This window comes from Neisseria macacae ATCC 33926, from assembly GCF_022749495.1.
Taxonomy (GTDB): Bacteria; Pseudomonadota; Gammaproteobacteria; order Burkholderiales; family Neisseriaceae; genus Neisseria; species Neisseria macacae.
Map to the genome: position 1 here is coordinate 720,206 of NZ_CP094241.1, position 23,615 is coordinate 743,820.

Annotated in this window: 25 protein-coding genes, 4 tRNA genes, 2 pseudogenes and 1 riboswitch; of the genes and pseudogenes, 9 read left to right on the forward strand and 22 right to left on the reverse strand. The window is 51.7% G+C overall.

Features of this window, described 5'->3' with window-relative positions; all coding sequences use genetic code 11:
* Positions 1-50 precede the first annotated feature (50 nt).
* From MON40_RS03395 to MON40_RS03410, 4 genes are all read right to left on the reverse strand, one after another.
* Complete coding sequence (locus MON40_RS03395) at positions 51-671, reverse strand: L-threonylcarbamoyladenylate synthase (protein WP_039862805.1); 621 nt, start codon at positions 669-671, stop codon at positions 51-53.
* Positions 672-804: 133 nt separating this feature from the next.
* Entirely contained in the window at positions 805-1,164 is a 360-nt protein-coding gene (locus MON40_RS03400) for a YbaN family protein (protein WP_003777107.1), read from the reverse strand.
* 18 nt (positions 1,165-1,182) lie between these two features.
* Positions 1,183-1,770 carry a DUF1415 domain-containing protein gene (locus MON40_RS03405; RefSeq protein ID WP_003777109.1) on the reverse strand — a complete coding sequence of 196 codons (588 nt, stop codon included), beginning with the start codon at positions 1,768-1,770 and terminating at the stop codon, positions 1,183-1,185.
* 160 nt (positions 1,771-1,930) lie between these two features.
* Positions 1,931-2,413, reverse strand: coding sequence for an Lrp/AsnC family transcriptional regulator (locus tag MON40_RS03410; protein WP_003759951.1), 483 nt, complete (start codon positions 2,411-2,413; stop codon positions 1,931-1,933).
* Between the two features lie 282 nt (positions 2,414-2,695).
* Positions 2,696-2,792: riboswitch (glycine riboswitch) on the forward strand.
* 204 nt (positions 2,793-2,996) lie between these two features.
* On the opposite strand from MON40_RS03410, the gene gcvT reads away from it, so the two are divergent.
* The 7 genes from gcvT to MON40_RS03445 all read left to right on the forward strand — a co-directional run bounded on the left by gcvT (position 2,997) and on the right by MON40_RS03445 (position 7,656).
* Positions 2,997-4,097 carry a glycine cleavage system aminomethyltransferase GcvT gene (gene gcvT / locus MON40_RS03415; protein WP_003777111.1) on the forward strand — a complete coding sequence of 367 codons (1,101 nt, stop codon included), beginning with the start codon at positions 2,997-2,999 and terminating at the stop codon, positions 4,095-4,097.
* Between the two features lie 119 nt (positions 4,098-4,216).
* Positions 4,217-4,603, forward strand: coding sequence for a glycine cleavage system protein GcvH (gene gcvH, locus MON40_RS03420; RefSeq protein ID WP_147611952.1), 387 nt, complete (start codon positions 4,217-4,219; stop codon positions 4,601-4,603).
* A gap of 106 nt (positions 4,604-4,709) precedes the next feature.
* Positions 4,710-5,261 carry a DNA-3-methyladenine glycosylase I gene (locus MON40_RS03425; RefSeq protein ID WP_003777115.1) on the forward strand — a complete coding sequence of 184 codons (552 nt, stop codon included), beginning with the start codon at positions 4,710-4,712 and terminating at the stop codon, positions 5,259-5,261.
* 165 nt (positions 5,262-5,426) lie between these two features.
* Positions 5,427-6,125, forward strand: a complete 699-nt coding sequence (locus MON40_RS03430) for an energy transducer TonB (RefSeq protein WP_003777117.1) — start codon at positions 5,427-5,429, stop codon at positions 6,123-6,125.
* A gap of 42 nt (positions 6,126-6,167) precedes the next feature.
* On the forward strand, positions 6,168-6,794 hold the full coding sequence (locus MON40_RS03435; protein WP_003777119.1) for an arylesterase: 627 nt from the start codon (positions 6,168-6,170) through the stop codon (positions 6,792-6,794).
* Between the two features lie 133 nt (positions 6,795-6,927).
* A complete protein-coding gene (locus MON40_RS03440) occupies positions 6,928-7,392 on the forward strand; it encodes a hypothetical protein (RefSeq protein WP_003777121.1) in 465 nt (154 codons plus the stop codon).
* 21 nt (positions 7,393-7,413) lie between these two features.
* Positions 7,414-7,656: a hypothetical protein gene (locus MON40_RS03445; RefSeq protein WP_003759935.1), complete on the forward strand. Its 243-nt coding sequence runs from the start codon at positions 7,414-7,416 to the stop codon at positions 7,654-7,656.
* Between the two features lie 116 nt (positions 7,657-7,772).
* Here the strand turns inward: MON40_RS03445 and MON40_RS03450 are convergent.
* The 13 genes and pseudogenes from MON40_RS03450 to MON40_RS03510 form a co-directional block, all read right to left on the reverse strand.
* Positions 7,773-7,849 (reverse strand) — tRNA-Asp (locus tag MON40_RS03450).
* Positions 7,850-7,881: 32 nt separating this feature from the next.
* Positions 7,882-7,957, reverse strand: a tRNA-Val gene (locus MON40_RS03455).
* 40 nt (positions 7,958-7,997) lie between these two features.
* A tRNA-Asp gene (locus tag MON40_RS03460) sits at positions 7,998-8,074 on the reverse strand.
* Positions 8,075-8,106: 32 nt separating this feature from the next.
* A tRNA-Val gene (locus MON40_RS03465) sits at positions 8,107-8,182 on the reverse strand.
* Positions 8,183-8,254: 72 nt separating this feature from the next.
* Positions 8,255-10,243 (reverse strand): monovalent cation:proton antiporter family protein, encoded by a 1,989-nt coding sequence (locus MON40_RS03470; protein ID WP_003777123.1) that lies wholly within the window; start codon positions 10,241-10,243, stop codon positions 8,255-8,257.
* Positions 10,244-10,627: 384 nt separating this feature from the next.
* On the reverse strand, positions 10,628-11,152 hold the full coding sequence (locus MON40_RS03475; protein ID WP_003777125.1) for a GNAT family N-acetyltransferase: 525 nt from the start codon (positions 11,150-11,152) through the stop codon (positions 10,628-10,630).
* Positions 11,153-11,245: 93 nt separating this feature from the next.
* Positions 11,246-12,724: a 4-hydroxy-3-polyprenylbenzoate decarboxylase gene (ubiD, locus tag MON40_RS03480; protein WP_003777127.1), complete on the reverse strand. Its 1,479-nt coding sequence runs from the start codon at positions 12,722-12,724 to the stop codon at positions 11,246-11,248.
* 180 nt (positions 12,725-12,904) lie between these two features.
* Positions 12,905-13,054, reverse strand: a complete 150-nt coding sequence (locus tag MON40_RS03485) for a hypothetical protein (protein WP_242925993.1) — start codon at positions 13,052-13,054, stop codon at positions 12,905-12,907.
* 7 nt (positions 13,055-13,061) lie between these two features.
* Entirely contained in the window at positions 13,062-13,571 is a 510-nt protein-coding gene (locus tag MON40_RS03490; protein ID WP_003777131.1) for a DUF2199 domain-containing protein, read from the reverse strand.
* A gap of 51 nt (positions 13,572-13,622) precedes the next feature.
* Positions 13,623-13,739: pseudogene (locus MON40_RS13500) on the reverse strand (IS5/IS1182 family transposase); the annotation flags it as partial.
* A gap of 41 nt (positions 13,740-13,780) precedes the next feature.
* On the reverse strand, positions 13,781-14,233 hold the full coding sequence (locus MON40_RS03500; RefSeq protein ID WP_003768766.1) for a tetratricopeptide repeat protein: 453 nt from the start codon (positions 14,231-14,233) through the stop codon (positions 13,781-13,783).
* Positions 14,234-14,236: 3 nt separating this feature from the next.
* Positions 14,237-14,947 (reverse strand): hypothetical protein, encoded by a 711-nt coding sequence (locus MON40_RS03505; RefSeq protein ID WP_003759921.1) that lies wholly within the window; start codon positions 14,945-14,947, stop codon positions 14,237-14,239.
* 118 nt (positions 14,948-15,065) lie between these two features.
* Positions 15,066-15,440, reverse strand: coding sequence for a hypothetical protein (locus MON40_RS03510; protein WP_003777134.1), 375 nt, complete (start codon positions 15,438-15,440; stop codon positions 15,066-15,068).
* 364 nt (positions 15,441-15,804) lie between these two features.
* On the opposite strand from MON40_RS03510, the gene MON40_RS03515 reads away from it, so the two are divergent.
* Both MON40_RS03515 and MON40_RS03520 read left to right on the forward strand, forming a co-directional pair.
* Positions 15,805-16,740 carry a protein C- splicing region gene (locus tag MON40_RS03515; RefSeq protein ID WP_242925994.1) on the forward strand — a complete coding sequence of 312 codons (936 nt, stop codon included), beginning with the start codon at positions 15,805-15,807 and terminating at the stop codon, positions 16,738-16,740.
* Positions 16,741-16,866: 126 nt separating this feature from the next.
* Complete coding sequence (locus MON40_RS03520; protein WP_039862847.1) at positions 16,867-17,790, forward strand: Hint domain-containing protein; 924 nt, start codon at positions 16,867-16,869, stop codon at positions 17,788-17,790.
* 69 nt (positions 17,791-17,859) lie between these two features.
* Here MON40_RS03520 and MON40_RS03525 read toward each other — a convergent pair.
* The 5 genes and pseudogenes from MON40_RS03525 to hisB all read right to left on the reverse strand — a co-directional run.
* Positions 17,860-18,339 (reverse strand): annotated as a pseudogene (locus MON40_RS03525) (DNA topoisomerase IV subunit B); the annotation flags it as partial.
* A gap of 95 nt (positions 18,340-18,434) precedes the next feature.
* The gene (locus MON40_RS03530; RefSeq protein WP_003777143.1) at positions 18,435-19,094 is read right to left on the reverse strand and encodes a glutathione S-transferase family protein; all 660 of its coding nucleotides are present in this window, start codon (positions 19,092-19,094) and stop codon (positions 18,435-18,437) included.
* A gap of 366 nt (positions 19,095-19,460) precedes the next feature.
* Positions 19,461-21,446, reverse strand: a complete 1,986-nt coding sequence (gene parE / locus MON40_RS03535) for a DNA topoisomerase IV subunit B (protein WP_003777147.1) — start codon at positions 21,444-21,446, stop codon at positions 19,461-19,463.
* A gap of 69 nt (positions 21,447-21,515) precedes the next feature.
* Entirely contained in the window at positions 21,516-22,040 is a 525-nt protein-coding gene (locus tag MON40_RS03540; RefSeq protein WP_003777150.1) for an RNA pyrophosphohydrolase, read from the reverse strand.
* Positions 22,041-22,639: 599 nt separating this feature from the next.
* Entirely contained in the window at positions 22,640-23,608 is a 969-nt protein-coding gene (gene hisB, locus MON40_RS03545) for an imidazoleglycerol-phosphate dehydratase HisB (RefSeq protein ID WP_003777151.1), read from the reverse strand.
* Between the last annotated feature and the right edge of the window lie 7 nt (positions 23,609-23,615).

Below are 23,615 nucleotides of genomic sequence, written 5' to 3' on the forward strand. Positions count from 1 at the left end.
CTTCGCCGCCTTGTCCTGATTTAAATTTAATCCACTATAGTTTTTGGGGTTTACAGACCGAATAGGGCGGTGTCGCCTTTGCCTTGGCGGATGAGTTCGGTGCCGTCGGTCATGTCGATGACGGTGGTCGGCTCGGTGCCGCACCAGCCGCCGTCAATCACCAAATCGACGCTGTGTTCGAGGCGGTCGCGGATTTCGTAAGGGTCGGTCAGCGGCTCGTCGTCTTCAGGCAGCATCAGGGTGCAACTGAGTAGCGGCTCGCCCAATTCCTGCAACAGGCTTAAGGCGATGTTGTTGTCGGGAACGCGCAGGCCTATGGTTTTGCGTTTCGGGTGCAGCGTGCGGTTGGGCACTTCTTTGGTCGCTTGCAGGATGAAGGTGTAGCTGCCGGGGGTGGCGGCTTTGAGCTGGCGGAATTGGGCGTTGTCGACTTTGGCGTAAGTGCCCAATTCGCTCAAATCGGCGCACATGAGGGTCAGGTGGTGTTTCAAGTCGATTTTGCGGATGGCGAGGATGCGTTCCATCGCGGCTTTGTCGCCGAGTTTGCAGCCGAGCGCGTAGCAGGAGTCGGTGGGGTACACGATGACCCCGCCGCTGCGGACGATGTCGGCGGCTTGTTTGATCAGGCGTTCCTGCGGGTTGTCGGGGTGGATGGCGAAGAATTGTGCCATGGCGGTTTTCCTTTTGGCAGTTTGTGTTGCGGATATTTTAAAACCGATGGTTTGAAATGACAAAAGGTCGTCTGAAAATACGGTTTCGGAACGGAAACTGCGTTTTCAGACGACCTTGTGCTTTGGATACGACTCAGGGTTCGGGACGCAGCCACATCCAGACAGCGACGCAGCCGCAGCCCAATGTGGACGCCGCGCCTATCCACCATTTTTCGGGAAAGCGCCAAAACATGAAGATGCAGGACAGGCTCATCATGCTGATGGCGAAGATTTTGGCTTTGCGCGGGACGGCGCCGTTGTTTTCCCAGTTTTGTATCATGGGGCCGAAATAGCGGTGTTGGTGCAGCCAGCGGTGGAAACGGGGCGAGGCTCTTGCCCAGCAGGCGGCGGCAAGGATGATGAAGGGGGTGGTGGGCATAATCGGCAGAAAAATGCCGATGATGCCTAAGAGAAAGGAAACTGCGCCGCAAAAGATGAGTAAGTAGCGAATCATGTTGTTTTGTTGGAAATCTTATTCGGATGCTTTGGTTTTGCCGTGATCAAACGGGCAGCGGGGAATATCGAGCTTGTCCCAGCCTTCGTGTCCTATTTTTTCAAGTAGGGCGATGTTGCGCTCGAAAATGGCGGAGGCGTCGGGGAAGGCTTGTGCGGCTTTGGCAATGCTGTCTTCGCGGATGAGGTGCAGGGTGGGGTAGGGTGAGCGGTTGGTGTAGTTGCCGATGTCGTCTGAATCCGTGCCTTCAAATTGGAAATCGGGATGAAACGGGGCGATTTGGACAATACCTTCCAAACCGTTGTCCACAACGGCGGCATCGGCAATGTCGAGCATTTGGTTGAAGGTGTCGAAGTCGGGAAAAAGGGTCGGGTGGACAAGCAGGGTGGTTTCCAGCTCGTCGGCGGGCGTGTCGCCCAAAAGCTGCAATTCGCGGTCTAAGTCTTCGAGGAAACCGTCCAGATGGCGGGCCTGGCTGACGCTGATGCGCACGAGGTTTTTGACGTGCGGCGCTTTGGCGAAGGGGCAGAGGTTGAGTCCGATGACGGCTTTTTCGAGCCATTGGCGGGTGTGGTCGGTTACGGTGGCGGAGTCAGGGGTAGTCATGCGGGAATTAGGATTTGATTTAATTAAAAATAGTTCTCAAGTATAGCATGAAATTCTCTGTTCTCAGGATATCGCCGTTAGGACGGAAAAAGGTCGTCTGAAAATGAAAACGCTGAGAAATACAGGGTTTAAGTTTTCAGACGACCTTTGCGTTTTGCCTTTAATCGGGGATGAGGTGTCCCAGCGGCAGGGCGGTTGTGTTTTTGATTTCTTTCAACACGAAGCTGGACTGCGCGTCTTGTACGCCGTGATGAGACAGGAGCGTGTCCAAAACGAAATGGGAAAACGAGTTCATATCGGTAAAAAACGCATGGAGCAGGTAGTCGGTTTCGCCAGTGAGGGCGAAGCAGCTCAATACTTCGGGCCATTCTTGCACCGATTGCGCAAAGTCTTCACGCGCATCTTTTGCCTTGCTGATGGAAACGCGGATAAACGCCTGCAAGCCCAAATGGACGGCTGCGGGGGAGAGTAGGGCGGCATATTGGCGAATGATGCCCGCGTCTTCCAATTGCTTCAGGCGGCGCAAGCAGGGGGAGGGGGAAAGCGCGATCCGCTCGGATAATTCGACATTGGTCAATCTGCCGTTTTCTTGTAGGACTTGTAAGATTTTAAGGTCGGTTTTATCCAAGGTTATCGGTGTCATTTAGTTTGCTCCCTGTTGCTGTATAAGATGGAAATTAGTCGGATAGCGTTCGTGTGAACGCTCAGATTGACCAGTTAGGCAGAGTATATAACAAATAACATTTACTTAACATACAATCAACCAATGAAAAAGTATTTTTGAAAATAATCTGTGTTAAAAAGTATGGATGCAAACAAATTGATTTAATTTCATATCTGCAAACAGGCTTTAGCCAATTTGGGCAAAACGAATGGCAGCCATATAAAAGACGGCTTGCCCAAACCGCCTTTTCAAGCCATAATCGGGGCATGTGCAGGAGAGAGCTACATCAGGTTACATGTAGCCGCCGAAGGCGCAGATGCCCTTAAATCGCTCAGGCAACAGGGACTGCACATTGAAATAAAACATCTGGAGAGCGGTGCAATCGCACCCACCGAAGGGGAGAAGGCCGTCTGAACCACCATTCAGACAACCGCGCAAAGCAGTGAGCAGACTGGTTTGCCATCAAGCGGGTATGCCGAAAATCTCAGGTTCAAGGACAGATAGGGTCTTCCGCGCATCTTGTGCGGACGGCATCTGAACAATAAATCCGGAGAAGCTGAGAATGACTGCCCTGAAAACCACCCCGTTCCACCAAGCCCATCAAGATGCAGGCGCGAAGCTGGTCGATTTTGCCGGCTGGGAGCTGCCCATCCATTATGGTTCGCAAATCGCCGAACACGAAGCTGTGCGCACCGACGCAGGTATGTTCGACGTATCCCACATGCTCGTTACCGACGTCGCCGGAGCGAACGCCAAAGCCTTTTTCCGCAAACTGATTGCCAACGACGTTGCCAAACTCGCCTTCGTCGGCAAAGCCCTGTATTCCGCGTTGCTCAACGACAACGGCGGCGTGATTGACGACTTGATCGTTTACCGCACCAACGAAGCCGAAACCCAATACCGCATCGTGTCCAACGGTGCGACCCGCGAGAAAGACACCGCCCAGTTCCACAAAGTCGGACAAGAATTCGGCGTCGCCTTCAACCCGCGCTACGACCTCGGTATGCTTGCCGTGCAAGGTCCTAAAGCCATTGAAAAACTCCTGACCGTCAAACCCGAATGGACGGATGTCGTCCACAACCTGAAACCGTTCCAAGGCGCGGATTTGGGCAACGACTGGTTTGTCGCCCGCACCGGTTACACCGGCGAAGACGGCGTCGAAGTCATCCTGCCCGGCACCGAAGCCGTCGCATTCTTCAAAGCCCTACAACAAGCCGGCGTACAGCCCTGCGGCCTCGGCGCGCGCGATACCCTGCGCATGGAAGCCGGCATGAATCTCTACGGCAACGATATGGACGACGATACAAGCCCGCTCGAAGCAGGCATGGGGTGGACGGTTGATTTGAAAGACGAAAACCGCGATTTCGTCGGCAAAGCCGCCTTGTTGGCATTGAAAGAAAAAGGCGTTGCCGTCAAACAAGTCGGTTTGCTGCTCGACAAAGGCGGCATCCTGCGCGCGCATATGGAAGTGTTGACCGACAAAGGCAAAGGCGAAACCACCAGCGGCGTATTCTCGCCCAGCCTGAAACAATCCATCGCCATCGCCCGCGTTCCGAAAGATTTTGACGGCGATACCGCCAAAGTGCTGATGCGCGGCAAGGAAGTGGACGTGCGCGTATTGAAGCTGCCGTTTGTGCGCAACGGACAGAAACAGTTTGATTGATGCGGTTTCAGACGAGCTTTGTTAAAGTAAAGGTCGTCTGAAAACAAACGTAAAACAGCCTGTCGATCATATCCGAAGGCTTCATTCTTTAAGCCAAAAAACCAATGGAGAATCAAACCATGAGCAACAACATCCCAGCCGAACTGAAATACGTTGCCAGCCACGAATGGCTGCGCCTTGAAGAAGACGGTACCATCACCGTCGGCATTACCCACCACGCGCAAGAGCTGTTGGGCGACATCGTGTTCGTCGAGCTGCCCGAAGTCGGCGCGAACCTTGCCGCCGAAGAACAAGCCGGTGTGGTTGAGTCTGTGAAAGCCGCGTCCGACGTGTACGCGCCGATTGCAGGCGAAGTCGTTGCCGTCAACGAAGATTTGCCCAGCGCGCCGGAAACTGCCAACAGCGACCCATACGGCGCAGGCTGGTTCTTCAAAATCAAACCTGCCAATCCAGCCGACTACGACAGCCTGCTGACCGCCGAGCAATACGCGGGCGAAGTGGATTGATTTAAACTTGCGCGGCAGGTATATTGCCGCGTTTCGATTGTGAAAGGTCGTCTGAAACCCCGTTTTAGGTTTTCAGACGACCTTTGTTGCGCTTGACCGATAGAACATGAATTACTGCGAATTTGTTGCCGCCCTCCCAAACGATACGGACAACCCCAACAAACATTACCACGATAAGCAATACGGTTTTCCGATTTCAGACGACAATGAGTTGTTCGGACGGCTGGTGTTGGAAATCAATCAGGCGGGTTTGAGCTGGACGTTGATGCTGAAGAAGCAGCAGGCGTTTCGGGCTGCATTTAAAGATTTCGACATCGACGCTGTCGCCGCATTCGACGAAGCTGACATCGAACGCCTGCTTGCCGACGCAGGCATCGTCCGCAACCGTCTGAAAATCAATGCCGCCATTTACAACGCACGGCAAATTAAAAAGTTGCAGCAGGAATGCGGCTCGTTCAAACACTGGCTCGATGCGCACCATCCGCTCGATAAAGCCGAGTGGGTGAAGCTGTTTAAAAAACATTTCAAATTTGTCGGCGGCGAAATCGTCGGCGAATTTTTAATGAGTACCGGCTACCTGCCCGGCGCGCATATTGAAAGCTGTCCGGTTTATCAAGAAGTTTTAGAATGCCGCCCGAAATGGGCAGAGGTCGTCTGAAAACGGGTTTTGAGGCAACTTGCTTTGCCGGTTTCAGAAATAACTGTTTTCAGACGACCTTGAGGCAGATTTTGTCCTTTGAAATTCAGGTTTTCCCTATTTTCTATGTCATAATCTTTTTAATAACCCCACAAGATAAATCATCAAACATAAAGAAAACAAAAAATGAACCTGTTCAAACCATCCGTTTTAACACTCTTGATGCTGCCCACTCTTCTGGCCGCAGGTTCCACCATGCCGGGAAAAAAACTGCCGCCTGTTGAAAAAATCTTAAAACGTCCGCAGGCAGCAAACCCGCAAGTGGTGGTTATTCCGACGCCTGATGGGCGTAAGGGCGGCGTGTTGCCGGTGTTGTCCGTCATTAATAAAAAAGGCAGGGTTGATGGCGCAGTGTGCCGTGATCAGTCGGCAGGAACGGCATTGTGCAAAGCCGCATTGGCGCAGAAGCGTCCGAAGCGATATAAACCTGCTCAAACTTGCTCTGATCAAACCGATGCAAACGGCGAGGTGCGGAGCGTGTGTCAAAACGTTCCGTCTTATGCGGAACATATTTACTTGCTTTATGGGGAAAATGACAACTATGAAGGCGGTTTATATCGACGGGTGAACATTCCTTATCCTCCTGTAGCATGGGAAAATGGGGATGAGGGTGAGGTTATATTGGGGGGCGTAGTTTCGCCGGAGGGTAAATTGGAGAGCATCAAAGTGATAAAAAGATCAGGTTATAACATGTTGGATAATGCGGCAAGGAAAGGGGCAATGGGAGGCATCTTTTTACCTAACGTTAAAGATGGCAAACCTGTATGGATGGAATTTAGGATGCCTATCACTTTCCATCTTCAAGATCAAGATGTACAAAATTAACGCGGCAGCTTCCGTGATACTTTCAAGAATCAGAAACAAAATATGCTCACACGAAGAACATTCCTTACTTACGCAAGCGTTTTGCTGCTTGCAGCTTGCGGCAGTAAATCCGGCAAGAAGCAGACGAAAATTGCCGCAGGCAGTACCGTACTTGCTTTGGGCGATTCGCTCACCTACGGCTACGGCGCAGACCCTGACGAATCCTATCCTGCGCAACTGCAAAAGCTGACCGGTTGGGACATCATCAATGGCGGCATTTCCGGCGATACCTCCGCACAAGCCCTGTCGCGCCTGCCCGCGCTGTTGCAACGCCAACCCAAGCTTGTGATTATCAGCATAGGCGGCAACGACTTCTTGCGTAAATTTCCCGAAGCTGAAACCCGTGCCAATATCGCCAAAATCATCGAAGGCGTGCAGAAGGAAAACATCCCCGCCGTCTTAGTGGGCGTACCGCACCTGAGCGTCGGCGCATTGTTCGGTCATTTGAGCGATCATCCGCTTTATCAGGAGCTTGCCGAACAATACAAAATTCCCTTGTTCGGCGGCGCATGGTCTGAGATTTTGAGTGATGAAAAGTTGAAATCCGACCAAATACACGCCAACGCGGCGGGGTATAAGGCATTTGCGGAGAAGTTGGAGAAATTTTTGCGGGAAGAGGGGTTTTTGTAGGAGTAAACGGCGATTTTACCTAGGCTTGTTGTTTTCAGACGACCTTTTAAAAAAGAAAAGGGATAGGAATCTTGTAGCGCGTGGGATAAGAGTTTAGAGTAAATGCCATTTGCGCAGTTTACAAAGAAAGATTATGGAACATTTACCAGAAGAAGATTTCAACCCTTATCGGGCTTATACGCGCACCAATTTGATATGGGGGTTGCCACTGTTTATCGTTGCTTTTTGGCTGATTTTGTTTCTTTCCCTTATTCCGAGAACAGATATTTCTAACTTACTGGGAGGGGTATTTTTATTTTTAATATTTACTTTTCCACTTTCTTTATTGGTTGTGGGACTGGTCTTGCTGACCTCTTGTATTCCCGGCTATTTTGTCGGTTATACTGCCGAGAAGTTGAATTTGAAATGCAATAGGAAAGATAAGATAAAGGCGGCGGGTTTGACGGCATTTTATTATTGGATTTTCTCCTCTTTCATCCTCGTTCAGATGATTTCGCAGGACTTTTCTTTTTCGGCATTCGGGCTGTTCAGCCTGTATGTGGCCATCGCTGGTGCATTGTCTTCTGTCATACCGTCATATATACTGCCTAAATGCTAAAAAAGAGGTTGTAAGACGCTGATGAAATGGTTGAATGTTTTAGGTATTTGGTTGATGGCTATTCCTGAGTTTGTGGCAATTCTTTATGTTGTCGCTTATATTAATGATTTTCTGAGCAGTAATAGCGGAAATTGCGGAGTCGGCTGCCTCGGGGATTTGGTTGTTTTCTTTGAGATTGCCTTTTTTGGCAGTATTTTAATCAGCTTGATTTGGACAGTGATTTTCCTGAGAAAGTATGATAAACGCGATGAGAACGCTGATTGAAGCTTTTCAGACGACCTTCCTAATGCACGTCGTCTGAAAAACTAAATACCGCTCTTTTTCTACGTTCGTTTCTTACGCGCAAAAAAATACCGGCAAAAGCCGGTATTTTTAAAATTTGGCGCGGCGGACGGGGCTCGAACCCGCGACCCCCGGCGTGACAGGCCGGTACTCTAACCAACTGAGCTACCACCGCGCATCATTGTTTTGCAACAATGAAAGGAAACTTGGTGGGTGATGACGGAGTCGAACCGCCGACATTCTGCTTGTAAGGCAGACGCTCTACCAACTGAGCTAATCACCCTAAAATAAAAAATACCGACGATGTCAGTATTTTTGAAATTTGGCGCGGCGGACGGGGCTCGAACCCGCGACCCCCGGCGTGACAGGCCGGTACTCTAACCAACTGAGCTACCACCGCGCATCATTGTTTTGCAACAATGAAAGGAAACTTGGTGGGTGATGACGGAGTCGAACCGCCGACATTCTGCTTGTAAGGCAGACGCTCTACCAACTGAGCTAATCACCCTTGTCGCTGCATTTGCGAAGACGCTATTAAATCAAAAAAGCATCCGCCGCGCAAGCTTTATTTTTCAGTGTATTAGGTATTTCCTTGCAAACTCCAGTTTTCAAAAGAAATAATTTCCTCCTGTCTGCCTGCGACGACCAAAATATCATTTGGTTGAAGCTGGAAATCCAAGTCGGGGTTTTCTATCCTGCTTGTGTTACGGCGGATAAATAGAAGTTTGATGCCGGCGTTATCCAAAGGCAAATCACGGATGGTCTTGCCGATGGCGTAGGCTTCGCCTGTCAGAGGGAAGGCGTGGCGGCATATGGATTTGCCTTCTTCACCGAATCCGTTTTCATCATCGCTGCCGACAAACAAGCCTTCCAGAGAGGCGTAGCGGCTGTGTCGGATGTTGGTAATGGTCTGATAAACATGGCTGTATGTCGCGCCATTGCCCAACATGGCGTAGCTTGCCAGCACTAAGCTGGTTTCTTTGGTATCGGATACTGCTTCTTCTGCGCCCATATCTGTGAAGATTTTAACGTAATCGTCATTGGTCGCCCGAACATACACGGGCATACTCGGATGCAGTGACATGATATTGTCGAGAACATGCTGGGTTTCGTGCATATTGTTCAGGGTAATGACCACCATTTTGGCGCGTTCCAAACCTGCGGCTTCCAAGACTTCCCGCCGCTTGGCATCGCCGAACGAAACCGGCTCGCCCGCATTGCGTGCCACCTGAACCCTGCCGATATCAAGGTCGAGGGCGAAGTAGGGGATGTTTTCCTGAGCCAAGACGCGTCCGACGGTCTGACCGCCGCGTCCGAAACCGATAATCAGGACGTGGTCGGATTTGCTCATGGTTTCTACCAACATGCTGTGCAAATCCAATGCCTTCATATCCCAGCTTGATTTGACAAAACGGCTGACGATGGCATCGCTGCTGCCCAAGATAAATGGGGCGATAATCATGGACAACAGAATCGCTGCCGTAGCCGCCTGTTCCAGCTCTGGCGACACCATATTGATTTTGCTGGAGATGTTTAACATCACAAAACCAAATTCGCCGCCTTGTGCCAAATAGAGGGCTGTTTTCAAGCTGTCTGCAATCGGATGCTTCATATGCAAAGCGATGAAAAAGACGACCAATGCTTTCAATACCAGCAGGATTGCCAGCAAAATCAGAATCTGCTGCCAGCCGCCGATTAAAGCCTGGATATCCAGTTTCATGCCGACCGTGATAAAGAAGAAGCCGAGCAGAATATCGCGGAACGGGCGGATGTCGTCTTCCACTTGGAAACGGTATTCCGTTTCCGAAAGCAGCATACCGGCGACGAATGCGCCCAATGCCATCGACAAGCCTTCAAGTTCGGTCAGATAAGCTACGCCTAAGGTTACCAGCAAGACGTTGATCATGAACAATTCAGACGACTTGCGTTTGGCGACCATTCTGAACCAGCGCGACATCACCTTGCTGCCGACGACGAATAATACGCCCAGCGTGACCAGCATTTTCAATCCGGCAAGACCAAGCGCCGCCCACAGGCTGCCTTCTTCGCCATTTCCCCCCAATGCAGGGATCAGGATCATCAGCGGCACAACGGCAATATCCTGCATCAACAAGACACCCATTGCCATTTGACCGTGCGGCTGTCCTAATTCGGTTTTTTCGGACAGGATGCGGCTGACGATTGCCGTGGACGACATGGTCATCGCCCCTGCTGCGGCAAACGCCCAATTAAAGCTGACGCCCATCAACATCAAAATGCCGATAATCGACAACATGGTCACAATGACCTGCAAACCGCCCAAACCGAACACCAAGCGGCGCATGGCTTTGAGCTTGGGTAGGGAGAATTCGAGACCGATACTGAACATCAGGAATACGATACCGATTTCGCCCAGATAATCAGTAGCATGGCCTTGCGGAATCAGCTTCAACATACCCGGACCGGCGATAAAGCCGACCAAAAGATAACCGAGCATGGAAGGAATGTTGAATTTACGGCAATAAATCACCGTAATGACGGAAACGAGGAGGACGATAACGATGGGTGCGAGGGAAAAAGTTTCGTGCATAGAGCGGGCGGCCTTTTATTTGGAAAACAAGTTATATTTTTGATAGGCCGTCTGAAAACACGCAGAGAGTGGTATCAACGGGTTATCTAAACGGATAGTCAAAATTATATCAAAAAATCTGTAAAGTAATGCTTTATATAGCCAAAAAAATGCTGTTCGAAATATCGGCAGTGGGATTTGGGTATCTGGTGGCGGGGCGATTGCTTCAGAGTGAATGAGTTTTAAATCAGGGGTGTATCGGCAACATGCAATAATTAGATAAGTTATTGTAAAGTTTTATCGGCTAAAAGGGTCGTCTGAAAACTTGATTTCAGACGACCCTTTTAGTGCTTAATGTGGTTTAAAACAAGCAAGATATGTTGCTTTACGAGTACATTCCGACGACTACTCTTTCTCCAGCGCATATATTACCGCCCTATGCGTCTCACCCGTCGGCTTGGAAAAGAAGTGTTCTTCAGTGTGATGAGGATAAAATCCGCATTTTTCCAGCATGCGTTGCGAAGGGGTATTTTCCTGATAAGCCACAGCCCAAAGCCGCTCCAGAGACAATTCCTCAAAAGCATAGGCAACCACCGATTGCACCGCTTCGGTTGCATAACCCTTTCCCCAAAAATCCTCGCCCAGCCAATAACCTATTTCCGCTTCACGGTCGCTCATCGGCAGATTGCTGTCGTTTTGAAAAAGTAGGCCGATGCTGCCTATCGCTTGATTATCTTCCAAGCAAATGGCAAAACTATGCGGCTTGCGGAGGACGTGTTCAATAATTTCGCGGCTTTCCTCCACGCTGGTATGAGGAGGCCAGCCGCACATCGCTCCGATTTTAGGGTTGCGGGCTTGTTCGTACACCGATTCAGCATCGGTCAGCGTCCAAGAGCGGAGGATTAGGCGGGCTGTTTTTCGTGTTTCCATACTCAAAAATACCTAATATTGTTTGGAAATTTTGTTGAAACGCTGCTTTCAGACGACCTTCCAAAAGGTGCAGGCTGTCTGAAATGCCTGTTTTTACAAACCCAACTCCCTCCAAATCTCATCAATCTTAGCCGTAACCGCAGGGTCTTTTTTGATCACACGTCCCCATTCGCGGTCGGTTTCGCCCGGCCATTTGTTGGTTGCATCTAAGCCCATTTTGCCGCCGAGTCCGCTGACGGGGCTGGCGAAGTCCAGATAATCGATGGGCGTGTTTTCCACTAAAACGGTGTCGCGCACGGGGTCCATGCGCGTGGTTACGGCCCAGATGACTTCTTTCCAGTCGCGCACGTTCACATCGTCATCGACCACGATGATGAATTTGGTGTACATAAATTGGCGCAGGAACGACCAGCAACCCATCATCACGCGCTTGGCGTGTCCGGCGTATTGTTTTTTCATGCTGACCACCGCCATGCGGTAGGAGCAGCCTTCGGGCGGCAGGTAGAAATCGGTGATTTCGGGGAACTGCTTTTGCAAGAGCGGTACGAACACTTCGTTCAATGCCACGCCCAAAACGGCGGGTTCATCGGGCGGTTTGCCCGTGTAGGTGGAGTGGTAAATCGGGTTTTCGCGCATGGTGATGCGTTCGACCGTGAATACGGGGAAATGATCCTGCTCGTTGTAATAGCCCGTGTGGTCGCCGTATGGACCTTCCAACGCGGTTTCGTTTGGATGAATCACGCCTTCCAGCACGATTTCGGCACGGGCGGGCACTTGTAAATCGTTGCCGATACATTTCACCAGCTCCGTCCGCGAACCGCGCAGCAGTCCGGCAAACTGGTATTCACTCAAAGTATCGGGAACGGGCGTTACCGCACCCAAAATGGTGGCGGGGTCGCAACCGAGCACGACGGCGACGGGATACGGCGTATCGGGATTGAGTTTGCGGAATTCCTGATAATCCAGCGCGCCGCCGCGATGCGACAGCCAACGCATAATCAGTTTGTTTTTGCCGATGAGTTGCTGGCGGTAAATGCCTAAATTTTGGCGTTTTTTGTGCGGCCCGCGTGTTACGGTTAAGCCCCAAGTTACCAGCGGCGCAACGTCTTCCGGCCAGCAATGCTGAATCGGAAGTTTATATAAATCAACGTCTTCATCTTCCCACACGACTTCCTGACACGGCGCATTTTTCACCACGTTCGGCGCCATGCTCCAAATGTCTTTCAACAGCGGCAGCTTGGAAAACGCGTCTTTGATGCCTTTGGGCGGTTCGGGTTCTTTCAGATACGCCAGCGTCTGCCCGATTTCGCGCAGCTTGGACACGCTGTCCGCGCCCATGCCCATCGCCACGCGTTCGGGCGTGCCGAACAGGTTTGCCAACACGGGATAATCGTAGCGCGTACCGTCGGGCTTAATCGGGTGTTCAAACAGCAACGCCGGCCCTTCGGCGCGCAGCACGCGGTCAGCGATTTCGGTCATTTCCAAATGCGGGGAAATGGGATGCGCGACGCGTTTGAGTTTACCCTGCTGCTCGAGCATGGCGATGAAGTCGCGTAGGTCTTTGTATTTCATGTTGATCCTTATTTGAGGTCGTCTGAAAACCGGACTTTGGATTTCAGACGACCTGAATCATAGATTGCAATATAGCTTCGGGGCATTCGCTGTTTTCGGCAAAAAAACAATATTCACTATATGGATTGTGAATACTGAACTTCCAGCCCTTGTAACCGAAATCTATCCACGTTTCGCCTGTTATTTCATTAGAAACGAAGGCGGTAGGGGTCCGCCTAAGCGGCAGACAATTTGCCGCAGCAGGCTCGACGGCGGGCAGGTTTGCGGCAGTTGCAGGAACAGGCGGGAGCCGTCGGACATGGTTTCGTTCAATAGAGGGCGGTTTGCCATTCGGTCCTTAATAGTCTGCACCGAATGCCGCCTCTATCCTTGCCTGCGCTTCGGCATATTCTATGCCGTGATAAAAGTCGTGTACCAGCGGATGTTCGCTGCCTTGATGCAGTTGCAGCAGGGGACGTCGGTTGTCGGACTGGGTAACGACATTGCAGTGCAGGCCGAAGGTGTCGGATTCGTAAGGGGGCAGCCAGTTGCATATCCTGCCGAAATAAACGACGTTTTCCGGATTGTCGTGAAAGTCGCTTTGATAGTCGTTAAAACTCTTTTCGCTGACGGATACCCACACGCCGTATTCCAGCGTTTCCTCATGCCCGATAATCGGAATAAGCAGCACCGCGCGGATAAAACGGTCGGTTTGGTCGGGATAGCGGATGATACAGAAATCAGAATCACATTCCGCTTGATAAGCAATGCGTTCTTCTTCACTGAGTTGATTATAGGGATCGGGAGTGGCAAAGCAGAGCGCCGGCATGTCTTCATGTTTTTCGCCGCAGGAAGTGCAAGTGTACATGGTGGATTCCTTTTGAGTTTTAGGTGGGACCGGTTTTCAGACGACCTTTTATAGTGGATTAACTTTAAACCAGTACGGCGTTGCCTCGCCTTGTCGTACTATCTGTACTGTCTGCGGCTTCGTCGCCTTGTCCTGATTTAAATTTAATCCACTATATAACTGGTTTGAAGTTCGGGTCGTCTGAAAAACAGGGTGCAGCCTATATTGCACTAGTGGTTTTTTCGGCTGTGGTTTTCAATGCCTTCTGCCACGGTGGCTAAAAAATCCAGATATTTCGGGTCTTCGTCCAGCCACGCTTCGTCGTCCAAACCCATGTAGGCGCGCATCAACTCGTCAGCGGCGCGTTCCATATTGCCCAATTCAAACTGCGCCTGTCCTAAACGCAAATGCAAAAACGGGTTGCCGATTGCGTCCGGGCAATACATGGCGTGGCTTAAATGCTCGTGCGCGGCGGTAAAATCGCCGCTCAAGAAATCCGCATCGCCGATGGCTGCCAGAATCCATGTTGCCGCTTCCCAGTCGGTTTTCGGTTCGGGCAACAAATCCCACGCCTGCCAATAAAGGTCGAGTGCTTCGGCGTATTGCCCGTCTTCCGCCAACGTGTCGCCTTGTTCGCAAAGCCGGCAAATGGAGTCGTAGGTTTGGTCGTTTAATTCACTCATGGTTTATGTCCAATCGTAAGTAAATAGAACAAGTCTGCTGATCGGCTCGTACAGCATGACAATATTGTCTGCGCCATGGGAATAGGAATAACCGCAAGCTGAGGCGATATGGTAAAAACGATTGCCATTGTGGGTAATGGTGACGTTCCCGTCTTCGTCTTGCGTCATTTTGTAAGCAGACGGGATGTCGTCTGAGGTTGACCAGTTGCTACTTTCAATGCGTTCTCCACCCAAGCTGTTCAGAAATAATCCGTCATACTTGCTGAAATAGGGCTCTCCGTTGTAATCCCCTGTTTTTTCTTGAAATGCTTTTTTCTGTTCGGCATAGTTTTTCAGGTTTTCGGCAAAATATTTTTCCAAATACGGATCGGTCAGCAAATGTTTGTTGGCCGGACTGCGGAGAAAATAACGCTCGTCACCCAAGAATTCGTAACGGTTGTCTTCAGTCAAGCGGAATGAAAGCCAGTTAATTCCGATAAATTCATTATGGGCGAACTGCGTCAGCTCGCCGATTAAGCCGTCGCCCGGTTCCTGCGGATTGATCAAATGCAGCGTTATGCCTTTCCATTCGGGATTGATTTCCACTAAGTCGATACTGATACAAGGCAGAAAATGTTCTTTCAACCATGGCTGCTTTTCGGAAAATACAGTTTCGGCTTCAGGAAATGCATGTAGGTTTTCATTTAGTTCGTTAATGATTTCGCGATAATTCATGTTGTAGTCTTTATTGATGAGGGTTGGTTTATGTTGATGATGGATAAAGTTTCAATCCGAAATCCAGGTCGTCTGAAAAACGGATTTTAAATTTCAGACGACCTGAATCATAAACAGTTTATATGCAGCTGCCCAAGGCTTTCAGTTCTTTTTTAACCACTTGCTTTTGCTCATTGGTTTGGATGGTCAAAGATAAGAAATAAGCATCGCAAGGGCTGAATTTGGACCAATGTTTTTTTACGGGGAAATGGCCTTCGGGCAGGTTGGAACTGTAATAATGGTCAGGTTCTTGAAACGCCAGTTTTAATCCGTATTTGGTTTGCCAGTCGTGCAGTTGCGCTTCAGTTGCGCCGATTGGAAGGCTGTCCAGCCGCTGCTGCCACATTTGTTTGCTGCGCGCCAATCCTTGGCGGTCGTAATCAATGCTAGAGCCGCAGGCGGTAAGTGAAAGACCGGTGATGAGCAATAATAAAGATGAGGTAAGGCGTACCATTTATGAATGTCCTTAGATGATGGTTTGAAACGATTGGCTTTCAGACGACCTTTTATGCTTTCGATTCATTCTGAGTCAGGGTCAATATTATTATCAAGAAAACGGTCTTTGTCAGCCATAAATATATTTTCTCATTTAAAATATGCATATTGACCAACCGTTAAGGAAACAATATGGAAATGCCTTCTATTCAGCTTTTTGAAGATTACTACATGATTTTTTAACCATGTTTGGCAGCATAATGTAAAAAGGTCGTCTGAAAAACCAAATCTGTTTTCAGACGACCTTACAAGTGATACGAGGTGTCTATATAGCCATCTCCTTTAATCAGAAACTTTTTAAAAACACAATTTCGGGAAACAATATGAACAAATTGAATGGACAACACGCCGTAGAAAACGCCCTATCCTCCGGCATGGGCTGCTTTATAAAGGGCACTTTGGTAGAAACGGAAGAAGGCTGGACGCCGATAGACGAGTTGAAGGTGGGCGACCTTGTCATGTCGCGTCCTGAAAACGGCATCGGTGAGGCCGTGCCCAAGCGGGTGGTGAACACCTTCAGCTATGAAGACAAGGAAGTGGTGATGTTGAATTTCTCCCAATTCCCCGAAAGGAACGGGGGGGGGGCGGGAGCCCTGGTCGTTACTCCGAACCACCCGTTCTACGTGTACGGCGTCATCACCAACCTGATTCTTGAGCATCCTAAATTCGGTAAGCTCGGCGCCTATTGGAAGGGCTGCGATTACGACGACGGCGAAGACATGTTTGCTGGGGATGAAGGTAGGGCGAGATACGAAGCCCTGTGGGCATTTAAGCACACGCCCTATGAAATGCGGCTGTACGAACAGCCGGTGTGGAAGCGCGCCGACCAGCTTGAGCGCGGCGATGTGGTGTTGGGGTATGAAAATGATTATAAGGATTACTATGTAGTAGAGGATTACCGCCCGCTGTATGCTTACCGCGATACCGACCAGGCATGGATACAGCCGACCAATCTGGCCTACGGCTGGAAAGAGTCGGATTTAGGCAACACCTATGAGATGGTGCTGAATGAAGAATCGCGGAACCGTCCGACATTGGATTGGGCGGACGTGCCGAACGACGAGAACCTGCTGTATGTGGACGAGAACGGACAACGGCATTACCGCCGCTACCGCACCACGGTCTACAACATCGAGGTCGAGGATTACCATACCTACTGTGTCGATTATCCGGGCATCCTGGTGCACAACCAGAATTGCGGCGCAGAGCGGCGCAGCCGGGTGGACAGTCTGGAAATCCGCGACGGCGGGCAACCGTAACGCCGCTGTTTGCAACAGAGGTCGTCTGAAATTTTCAGACGACCTAATGAGCGGCAATGAATGGGTATTTATCATAGCTATTTTTTCCAATCAGAAACTTTTAAAAACACAATTTCGGGAAACAATATGAACAAATTGAATGGACAACACGCCGTAGAAAACGCCCTAACCTCCGGCATGGGCGGCTTTATGAAGGGCACCTTGGTAGAAACGGAAGAAGGCTGGACGCCGATAGACGAGTTGAAGGTGGGTGATTTGGTGATGTCTCGCCCTGAAAACGGCATCGGCAAGGCCGTTCCCAAGCGGGTGGTGAATACCTTCCGTTATGAGGACAAGGAAGTGGTAATGCTGAAATTTTCTTGTTTCCCTAACCGAAATGGGGGAGGGGCAACCTTGGTCGCCACCCCAAACTACCCGTTCTGCGTGTACGGCGTGGTCACCAACCTGATTCTTGAGCATCCCAAATTCGGTAAGCTCGGTGCCTATTGGAAGGGCTGCGATTACGACGATGGCGAATATGTGTTTGCCGGAGATGAAGGCAGGGCGAGATACGAAGCCCTGTGGGCATTTAAGCACACTCCCTATGAAATGCGGCTGTACGAACAGCCGGTGTGGAAGCGCGCCGACCAGCTCGAGCGCGGCGATGTGGTTCTGGGCCTTGAAAACGATTATTACGTGGTGGAGGATTACCGCCCGCTGTATGCCTACCGTGATACCGACCAAGCTTGGATACAGCAGACCAATTTGGCCTACGGCTGGGAGCAGTCGGAACTGGGAGAAAATTATAATATGGTGCTGAATGAAGAATCTCGGCATCGTCCGACATGGGATTTGATGGATGTGCCGAACGATGAGAACCTGCTATATGTGGATGAGGACGGACAGCGGCATTACCGCCGCTACCGCACCACGGTCTACAACATTGAGGTTGAGGATTACCACACCTATTGCGTCGGTTATCAATGTATCTTGGTACACAACCAGAATTGCGGCGCAGAGCGGCGCAGCAGGGTGGACAGCCTAGAAATCCGCGACGGCGGGCAACCATAATGCCGCTGTTTGCAACAAAGGTCGTCTGAAACTTTCAGACGACCTTTGTTGCTTTTCAAACCAACGGCATCAAATATCCAATTCCGCCGTATCGCCTTCGCGTTCCATCCATGCGCGGCGGGCGGCGGCTTCGCCTTTGCCCATCAGTTTGACGAAGATGTCGCGTGTTTCGTCATCCGCGCCTTCGGGGATTTGCACCTGCAACAGGCGGCGGGTGTCGGGGTGCATGGTGGTGTCTTTGAGCTGGTCGGGGTTCATCTCGCCCAAGCCTTTGAAACGGCTGATGGAATAGGTGGTTTCTTTGACGCCTTCTTTTTGTAGCCGCTCCAAGATGCTGTCGAGTTCGTTTTGGTCGAGGGCGTAGAATTTGCGGGCGGGTTTGCTTTTGCCTTGTGCGTTGACATCGACGCGGAACAGTGGCGGCTGGGCGACGTAGATGTGTCCGTCGGCGACCAGTTTCGGGAAGTGGCGGTAGAACAGGGTCAGCAGTAAAACTTGAATATGCGAGCCGTCCACGTCGGCATCGGACAGAATGGCGATTTTGCCGTAGACGCGCAGCTGGCCGAATGGCTTTTGAGCCGGTAAGCACTTCCAAAAAAGGCAGCCTGAAAACGCATCCAACACGTTTTCAGGCTGCCTTTACTTTACTGCGCGATCCCCATTTTCGCCATTTCCTTTTCCACCCAAGCCATGGTTTCGCCAAAGGCGGGGCGGGCGGTGTGGCGGGCGATGTAGGCATCAAACACATCGCAGGCGATGCCTTCCACGGGTTTCACACGGGTGAACTGCACCAGCAGCATGGTGTAGTAGAGGTCCAGCGCGGAAAACTGCTTGCCGACGATAAAGTCGTGCTGCGCCAGATGGTTGCGCAATACGCCGAAGGCGGTATCCAAATCGCCGTAGCCGATACCTTTGCGCCGCAGGGCATCGCTGGGAACTTGGAAGAAGCGGTCAAACGCGGCGTATTCCAAATTGATGGCGAAGCAGAGCCAGCGGTAGTATTCGCCCCGCGCCAAGCTGTCGGCGGCGGGAATCAGACCGCGTTCGGGAAACTGCTCGGCAAGGAAGGTGATGATGGCGGCTGTTTCGGTGATGACGGCGTCGTCTGCTTTGAGCGCGGGCACTTTGCCCATTGGGTTGACGGCGAGGTAGTCGGCGGACTTCACGGCGAGGTGGTCGGTAGATTTCGTTGTGTCGTCGTAGGAAATCAGCACGGTGTCAAACGTTGCGCCGCATTCTTTGAGCATCCAGACCACGCTCATGCCGCGCGATTTGGGGTGGGTGTAGAGGGTGAGGTTTTTCATGGTGTTGCCTTTTTGGGTTGGGGGAAAACGTGATGATACACGAAGTGGGTGTCAGAATGTGTCAGCAGTGTGCGAAGTTAAAACTAACTTTCAGGCTGCCTTTTGGGTGGATAAGAACAAGGTTAGAGAATTATCGCCGTTGAATAAACAGCAGATTGTTTGATAACGGAAAGATGTAGTACTTTTTTGGGAAAATTAATGATGAATCAGTCGGTTGGTCGGAGCGGTTTTGCAGGGTTTAACTGCTTCTCTATGTAATTTAACTTGAATATGAAATATGGCAATATCAGAGGCCGTCTGAAAACTCGAAATACGGCGGTTTAAATCGTTTACTTGTTTTCAGACGGCCTCTGACATGAAAACCGTTTAAATATCCAATTCCGCCGTATCGCCTTCGCGTTCCATCCATGCGCGGCGGGCGGCGGCTTCGCCTTTGCCCATCAGTTTGACGAAGATATCGCGTGTTTCGTCATCTGCGCCTTCGGGGATTTGTACCTGCAACAGGCGGCGGGTGTCGGGGTGCATGGTGGTGTCTTTGAGCTGGTCGGGGTTCATCTCGCCCAAACCTTTGAAACGGCTGATGGAATAGGCAGTTTCTTTGACGCCTTCTTTTTGCAGCCGTTCTAAAATACTGTCGAGTTCGTTTTGGTCGAGGGCGTAGAATTTGCGAGCGGGTTTGCTTTTGCCTTGTGCGTTGACGTCGACGCGGAACAGCGGCGGCTGGGCGACGTAGATGTGTCCGTCGGCGACCAGTTTCGGGAAGTGTCGGTAGAACAGGGTCAGCAGCAAAACTTGAATATGCGAGCCGTCCACGTCGGCATCGGACAGAATGGCGATTTTGCCGTAGCGCAGGCCGCTTAAGTCGGGATGGTCGTTGATGCCGTGCGGATCGACGCCGATGGCGACGGAAATGTCGTGGATTTCGGCGTTGCCGAAGAGTTGGTCGGGGTGGACTTCAAAGCTGTTGAGCACTTTGCCGCGCAGGGGCAGGATGGCCTGTGTGGCTTTGTCGCGGGCGAGTTTGGCGGAGCCGCCGGCGGAATCGCCTTCGACGAGGAAGAGTTCGTTTTCGCGGATGTCTTCGCTTTCGCAGTCGGTCAGTTTGCCGGGCAGGACGGCGACGCCGCTGCCTTTTTTCTTTTCGATTTTCTTAACCGAACGCATCCGCGCCTGTGCCTGACGGATGGCGAGTTCGGCGATTTTTTTGCCGAAGTCCACGTTTTGGTTCAGCCACAATTCCAAAGGGTCGCCCGATACGGTGGCGACGAGTTTCAGCGCGTCGCGGTTGGTCAGCTTGTCTTTGGTCTGACCTTGGAATTGCGGGTCGAGGACGCGGGCGGAGAGGACGAAGGCGGTTTTGCTGAACACATCGTCGCTTTGTACTTTTACGCCGCGCGGTAGGAGGTTGTGCAGGTTGATGAAGTTGTTGACGGCGTTGAACACGGCTTGTTTCAAGCCTGCTTCGTGCGTGCCGCCCAGCGGGGTGGGGATGAGGTTGACGTAGCTTTCGTTGGCGCACGAGCCTTCTTCCAGCCAGGTCAGGGCAAAGGCGGCGCCTTCGCCGATGCTGAAATCACCGTTGTGGTCGTCTGAAATGTAGTTTTCGCAAGAGAACAGCGGTACGGCTTCCTGCGCGTCGGCAATCAGGTCGGTCAAATAGCTTTTCAGACCGTCGGGGTAGTGCCAGGTTTGGGTATGCGCTTCGTCTTCGCCTTTGACCGGACGGGTCAGGGAAACGCGCACGCCCGGCAGCAGCACGGCTTTGGCGCGCAGCAGGCGTTCGAGTTCGGGGATGCTGTAATTCGGGCTTTCAAAATATTTGCCGTCCGGCCAGACGCGCACTTCGGTGCCGCTGTCTTTGACGGCGCATTTGCCCACTTCCGCCAACGGTTCGACCACATCGCCGCCGGCAAACACAATGCGGTGGATTTTGCCTTCGCGTTTGACGGTGACCTCAAGGCGGGTGGAGAGGGCGTTGGTGACGGATACGCCCACGCCGTGCAGGCCGCCTGAAAAGGCATACGCGCTGCCGCCGTCTTTTTTGTTGAACTTGCCGCCCGCGTGCAGACGGGTGAACACGAGTTCGACCACGGGCACGCCTTCGACAGGATGCAGCCCGACGGGAATGCCGCGTCCGTTGTCGCACACGGACAGCGAACCGTCGTCGTGGATGCGCACGTTGATTTCAGTGGCGAAACCGCCCAACGCCTCGTCCGCCGCGTTGTCGATGACTTCTTGGCAGATGTGGGTCGGGCTGTCGGTGCGGGTGTACATGCCGGGACGTTCTTTGACCGGCTCCAAGCCTTTGAGGACGGTGATGCTGGATTCGCTGTATTGGTTGTTTTTAGTCATAGGGGAAGAGGTCGTCTGAAAGGAAGAACAACGCTTTCAGACGACCTGAAAGCGTTGCGTTTCGTTATTTTATCGGTTGTCAACAGGCAGGCGCGCGGTAAAGTCTTCGTAGCTTTCCATGCCGCGCAGGAAGCGGGAGGAGAGTTCTTTTAATGCCCCCAAGTAAACGTCGCGTTTGAAATCAATCACTTCGTCAACGGGAGCCCAATATTGGTGCCAACGCCAGCCGTCAAATTCGGGATGGTGGCAGGCGCGCAGATTAATGTCGCTGTCGCGCCCGACCAGCCGCAAAAGATACCAAATCTGTTTCTGCCCGCGATACGAACCGCGCCATTCGCGGCGTACCCAGTGGCTCGGCACGTCGTAACGCAGCCAGTCGCGCGTGCGGCCGACGATTTTGATGTGTTGCGGCAGCAGCCCGACTTCTTCGTACAGCTCGCGGTACATGGCGGTTTCAGGGCTTTCGCCCGGCTTGATGCCGCCTTGCGGGAACTGCCAAGAATGTTCGCGCACACGCTTGCCCCAAAAGACTTCGTTGCGGTTGTTGATTAAGATGATACCGACATTGGGGCGATAGCCTTCTCTGTCTAACACGGTGTCGCCCTTCGTTAAATTCAATCGTGCGATTTTCCCATAAATCGGGCGGGTTTGACAAATCGGAGGTCGTCTGAAAATTTGTTATGCCTGTTTTCAGACGACCTTTTGGGGTTTGTGGGTAATGATAGGGACACAGGGTGCGTGGTTTGACGAGATGCTTTTGAAGAGCGGAATCTGTGGGTGAGATTTGAACTATGGATTTTTATTGGAATTATAGTGGATTAAATTTAAATCAGGACAAGGCGACGAAGCCGCAGACAGTACAGATATAGTGGATTAAAATTGCAATGATACGGCGTTGCCAACGCCCTTATGTACTAACCGTACACGGCGGGCGTTGCCGCCTTGTCTCATTTTTATTTTAATCCACTATAGTACGGCAAGGCGAGGTAACGCCGTCCTGGTTTAAAGTTAATCCATTATATCTGCGATTTAAGATGGGTTCGCGCCGATGCGGGAAAGAGGGCGGGGCGGATGCTTTCTGCTTTCATTTGCGATGTTTTTGCCGATTGCTGTTTGGAACAATGCCTGCTGCAAACGCAAAGGTCGTCTGAAAACCTGTTTCCCGGTTTTCAGACGACCTTTTTTAAAGCGGATTACGCTTCGCTTTGCGCTTCTTCTTGTTCAACGGCAACGGATTCGTCGCTCAAGGTGCCTTTGGTGGACGGGGTTTGTCCTGCCATACGCGGGTCGTATTCTGCCGCCATGCGCAGGGCGCGGCCGAAGGCTTTGAATACGGTTTCGGCTTGGTGGTGGGCATTGTGGCCGCTGAGGTTGTCGATGTGCAGGGTCATCATGCTGTGGTTGACGACGCCGTGAAAAAATTCTTCGAACAGGTCAACGTCAAAACGTCCGATGAGGGCGCGGGTGAAGTCGATGTTGTACACGAGTCCGGGACGGCCGGAGAGGTCGATGACAACGCGGCTCAAGGCTTCGTCGAGCGGAACGTAGGCATGACCGTAGCGGCGGATGCCGGCTTTGCTGCCCAAGGCTTGTTTCAGGGCTTGTCCGAGTACGATGCCGATGTCTTCGACGGTGTGGTGGTCGTCGATGTGCAAGTCGCCTTTGCAGGTGATATCGAGGTCGATCATGCCGTGGCGGGCGACTTGGGCAAGCATATGCTCAAGGAAGGGTACGCCGGTGTCGAAACGGTATTGTCCGGTGCCGTCGAGGTTGAGGCTGAGGGTGATTTGGGTTTCGCTGGTGTTGCGGGTGATGCTGACTGCGCGGCCTTCTGCGGGCATATGGAATGCCGGTGCGGCGGCGGCTGCTTGGGCGGCACGCTCTTGGCGGGCGGCTTCGGCGGCTGCGGCTTTTTCTTTGTCTTTGCTGTGGTCGCGGTTTAACCAGCCTTTGCGTTTGTGCATGCCGGCTTCGAGTTTGGCGGCAAGGCTGGGGCGGATACCGCGCGCTTTTTCGTCTTCTGCCTGCTCTTCAAGGCGGCGTTTCAGTTGGGACAGGGATGCTGCGTTGTCGTAACCGCATTTGCGGGCAAGTTTGGTCAGTGAGCCTGCTTCTTCGACAAGCTGCAGGAAATTGGCAAGGTGGAGTTGAGTGATGGTCATAGGTTTA

Coding starts and splice junctions, on each gene's coding strand:
- MON40_RS03530 (WP_003777143.1), bottom strand. CDS start 19,094: ATGAAAAACCTCACCCTCTACACCCACCCCAAATCGCGCGGCATGAGC.
- MON40_RS03445 (WP_003759935.1), top strand. CDS start 7,414: ATGAAATGGTTGAATGTTTTAGGTATTTGGTTGATGGCTATTCCTGAG.
- MON40_RS03430 (WP_003777117.1), top strand. CDS start 5,427: ATGAACCTGTTCAAACCATCCGTTTTAACACTCTTGATGCTGCCCACT.
- parE (WP_003777147.1), bottom strand. CDS start 21,446: ATGACTAAAAACAACCAATACAGCGAATCCAGCATCACCGTCCTCAAA.
- MON40_RS03425 (WP_003777115.1), top strand. CDS start 4,710: ATGAATTACTGCGAATTTGTTGCCGCCCTCCCAAACGATACGGACAAC.
- ubiD (WP_003777127.1), bottom strand. CDS start 12,724: ATGAAATACAAAGACCTACGCGACTTCATCGCCATGCTCGAGCAGCAG.
- MON40_RS03490 (WP_003777131.1), bottom strand. CDS start 13,571: ATGTACACTTGCACTTCCTGCGGCGAAAAACATGAAGACATGCCGGCG.
- MON40_RS03500 (WP_003768766.1), bottom strand. CDS start 14,233: ATGAGTGAATTAAACGACCAAACCTACGACTCCATTTGCCGGCTTTGC.
- gcvT (WP_003777111.1), top strand. CDS start 2,997: ATGACTGCCCTGAAAACCACCCCGTTCCACCAAGCCCATCAAGATGCA.
- MON40_RS03440 (WP_003777121.1), top strand. CDS start 6,928: ATGGAACATTTACCAGAAGAAGATTTCAACCCTTATCGGGCTTATACG.
- MON40_RS03510 (WP_003777134.1), bottom strand. CDS start 15,440: ATGGTACGCCTTACCTCATCTTTATTATTGCTCATCACCGGTCTTTCA.
- MON40_RS03505 (WP_003759921.1), bottom strand. CDS start 14,947: ATGAATTATCGCGAAATCATTAACGAACTAAATGAAAACCTACATGCA.
- MON40_RS03410 (WP_003759951.1), bottom strand. CDS start 2,413: ATGACACCGATAACCTTGGATAAAACCGACCTTAAAATCTTACAAGTC.
- MON40_RS03515 (WP_242925994.1), top strand. CDS start 15,805: ATGAACAAATTGAATGGACAACACGCCGTAGAAAACGCCCTATCCTCC.
- MON40_RS03485 (WP_242925993.1), bottom strand. CDS start 13,054: ATGGCAAACCGCCCTCTATTGAACGAAACCATGTCCGACGGCTCCCGC.
- hisB (WP_003777151.1), bottom strand. CDS start 23,608: ATGACCATCACTCAACTCCACCTTGCCAATTTCCTGCAGCTTGTCGAA.
- MON40_RS03400 (WP_003777107.1), bottom strand. CDS start 1,164: ATGATTCGCTACTTACTCATCTTTTGCGGCGCAGTTTCCTTTCTCTTA.
- gcvH (WP_147611952.1), top strand. CDS start 4,217: ATGAGCAACAACATCCCAGCCGAACTGAAATACGTTGCCAGCCACGAA.
- MON40_RS03520 (WP_039862847.1), top strand. CDS start 16,867: ATGAACAAATTGAATGGACAACACGCCGTAGAAAACGCCCTAACCTCC.
- MON40_RS03395 (WP_039862805.1), bottom strand. CDS start 671: ATGGCACAATTCTTCGCCATCCACCCCGACAACCCGCAGGAACGCCTG.
- MON40_RS03470 (WP_003777123.1), bottom strand. CDS start 10,243: ATGCACGAAACTTTTTCCCTCGCACCCATCGTTATCGTCCTCCTCGTT.
- MON40_RS03435 (WP_003777119.1), top strand. CDS start 6,168: ATGCTCACACGAAGAACATTCCTTACTTACGCAAGCGTTTTGCTGCTT.
- MON40_RS03475 (WP_003777125.1), bottom strand. CDS start 11,152: ATGGAAACACGAAAAACAGCCCGCCTAATCCTCCGCTCTTGGACGCTG.
- MON40_RS03405 (WP_003777109.1), bottom strand. CDS start 1,770: ATGACTACCCCTGACTCCGCCACCGTAACCGACCACACCCGCCAATGG.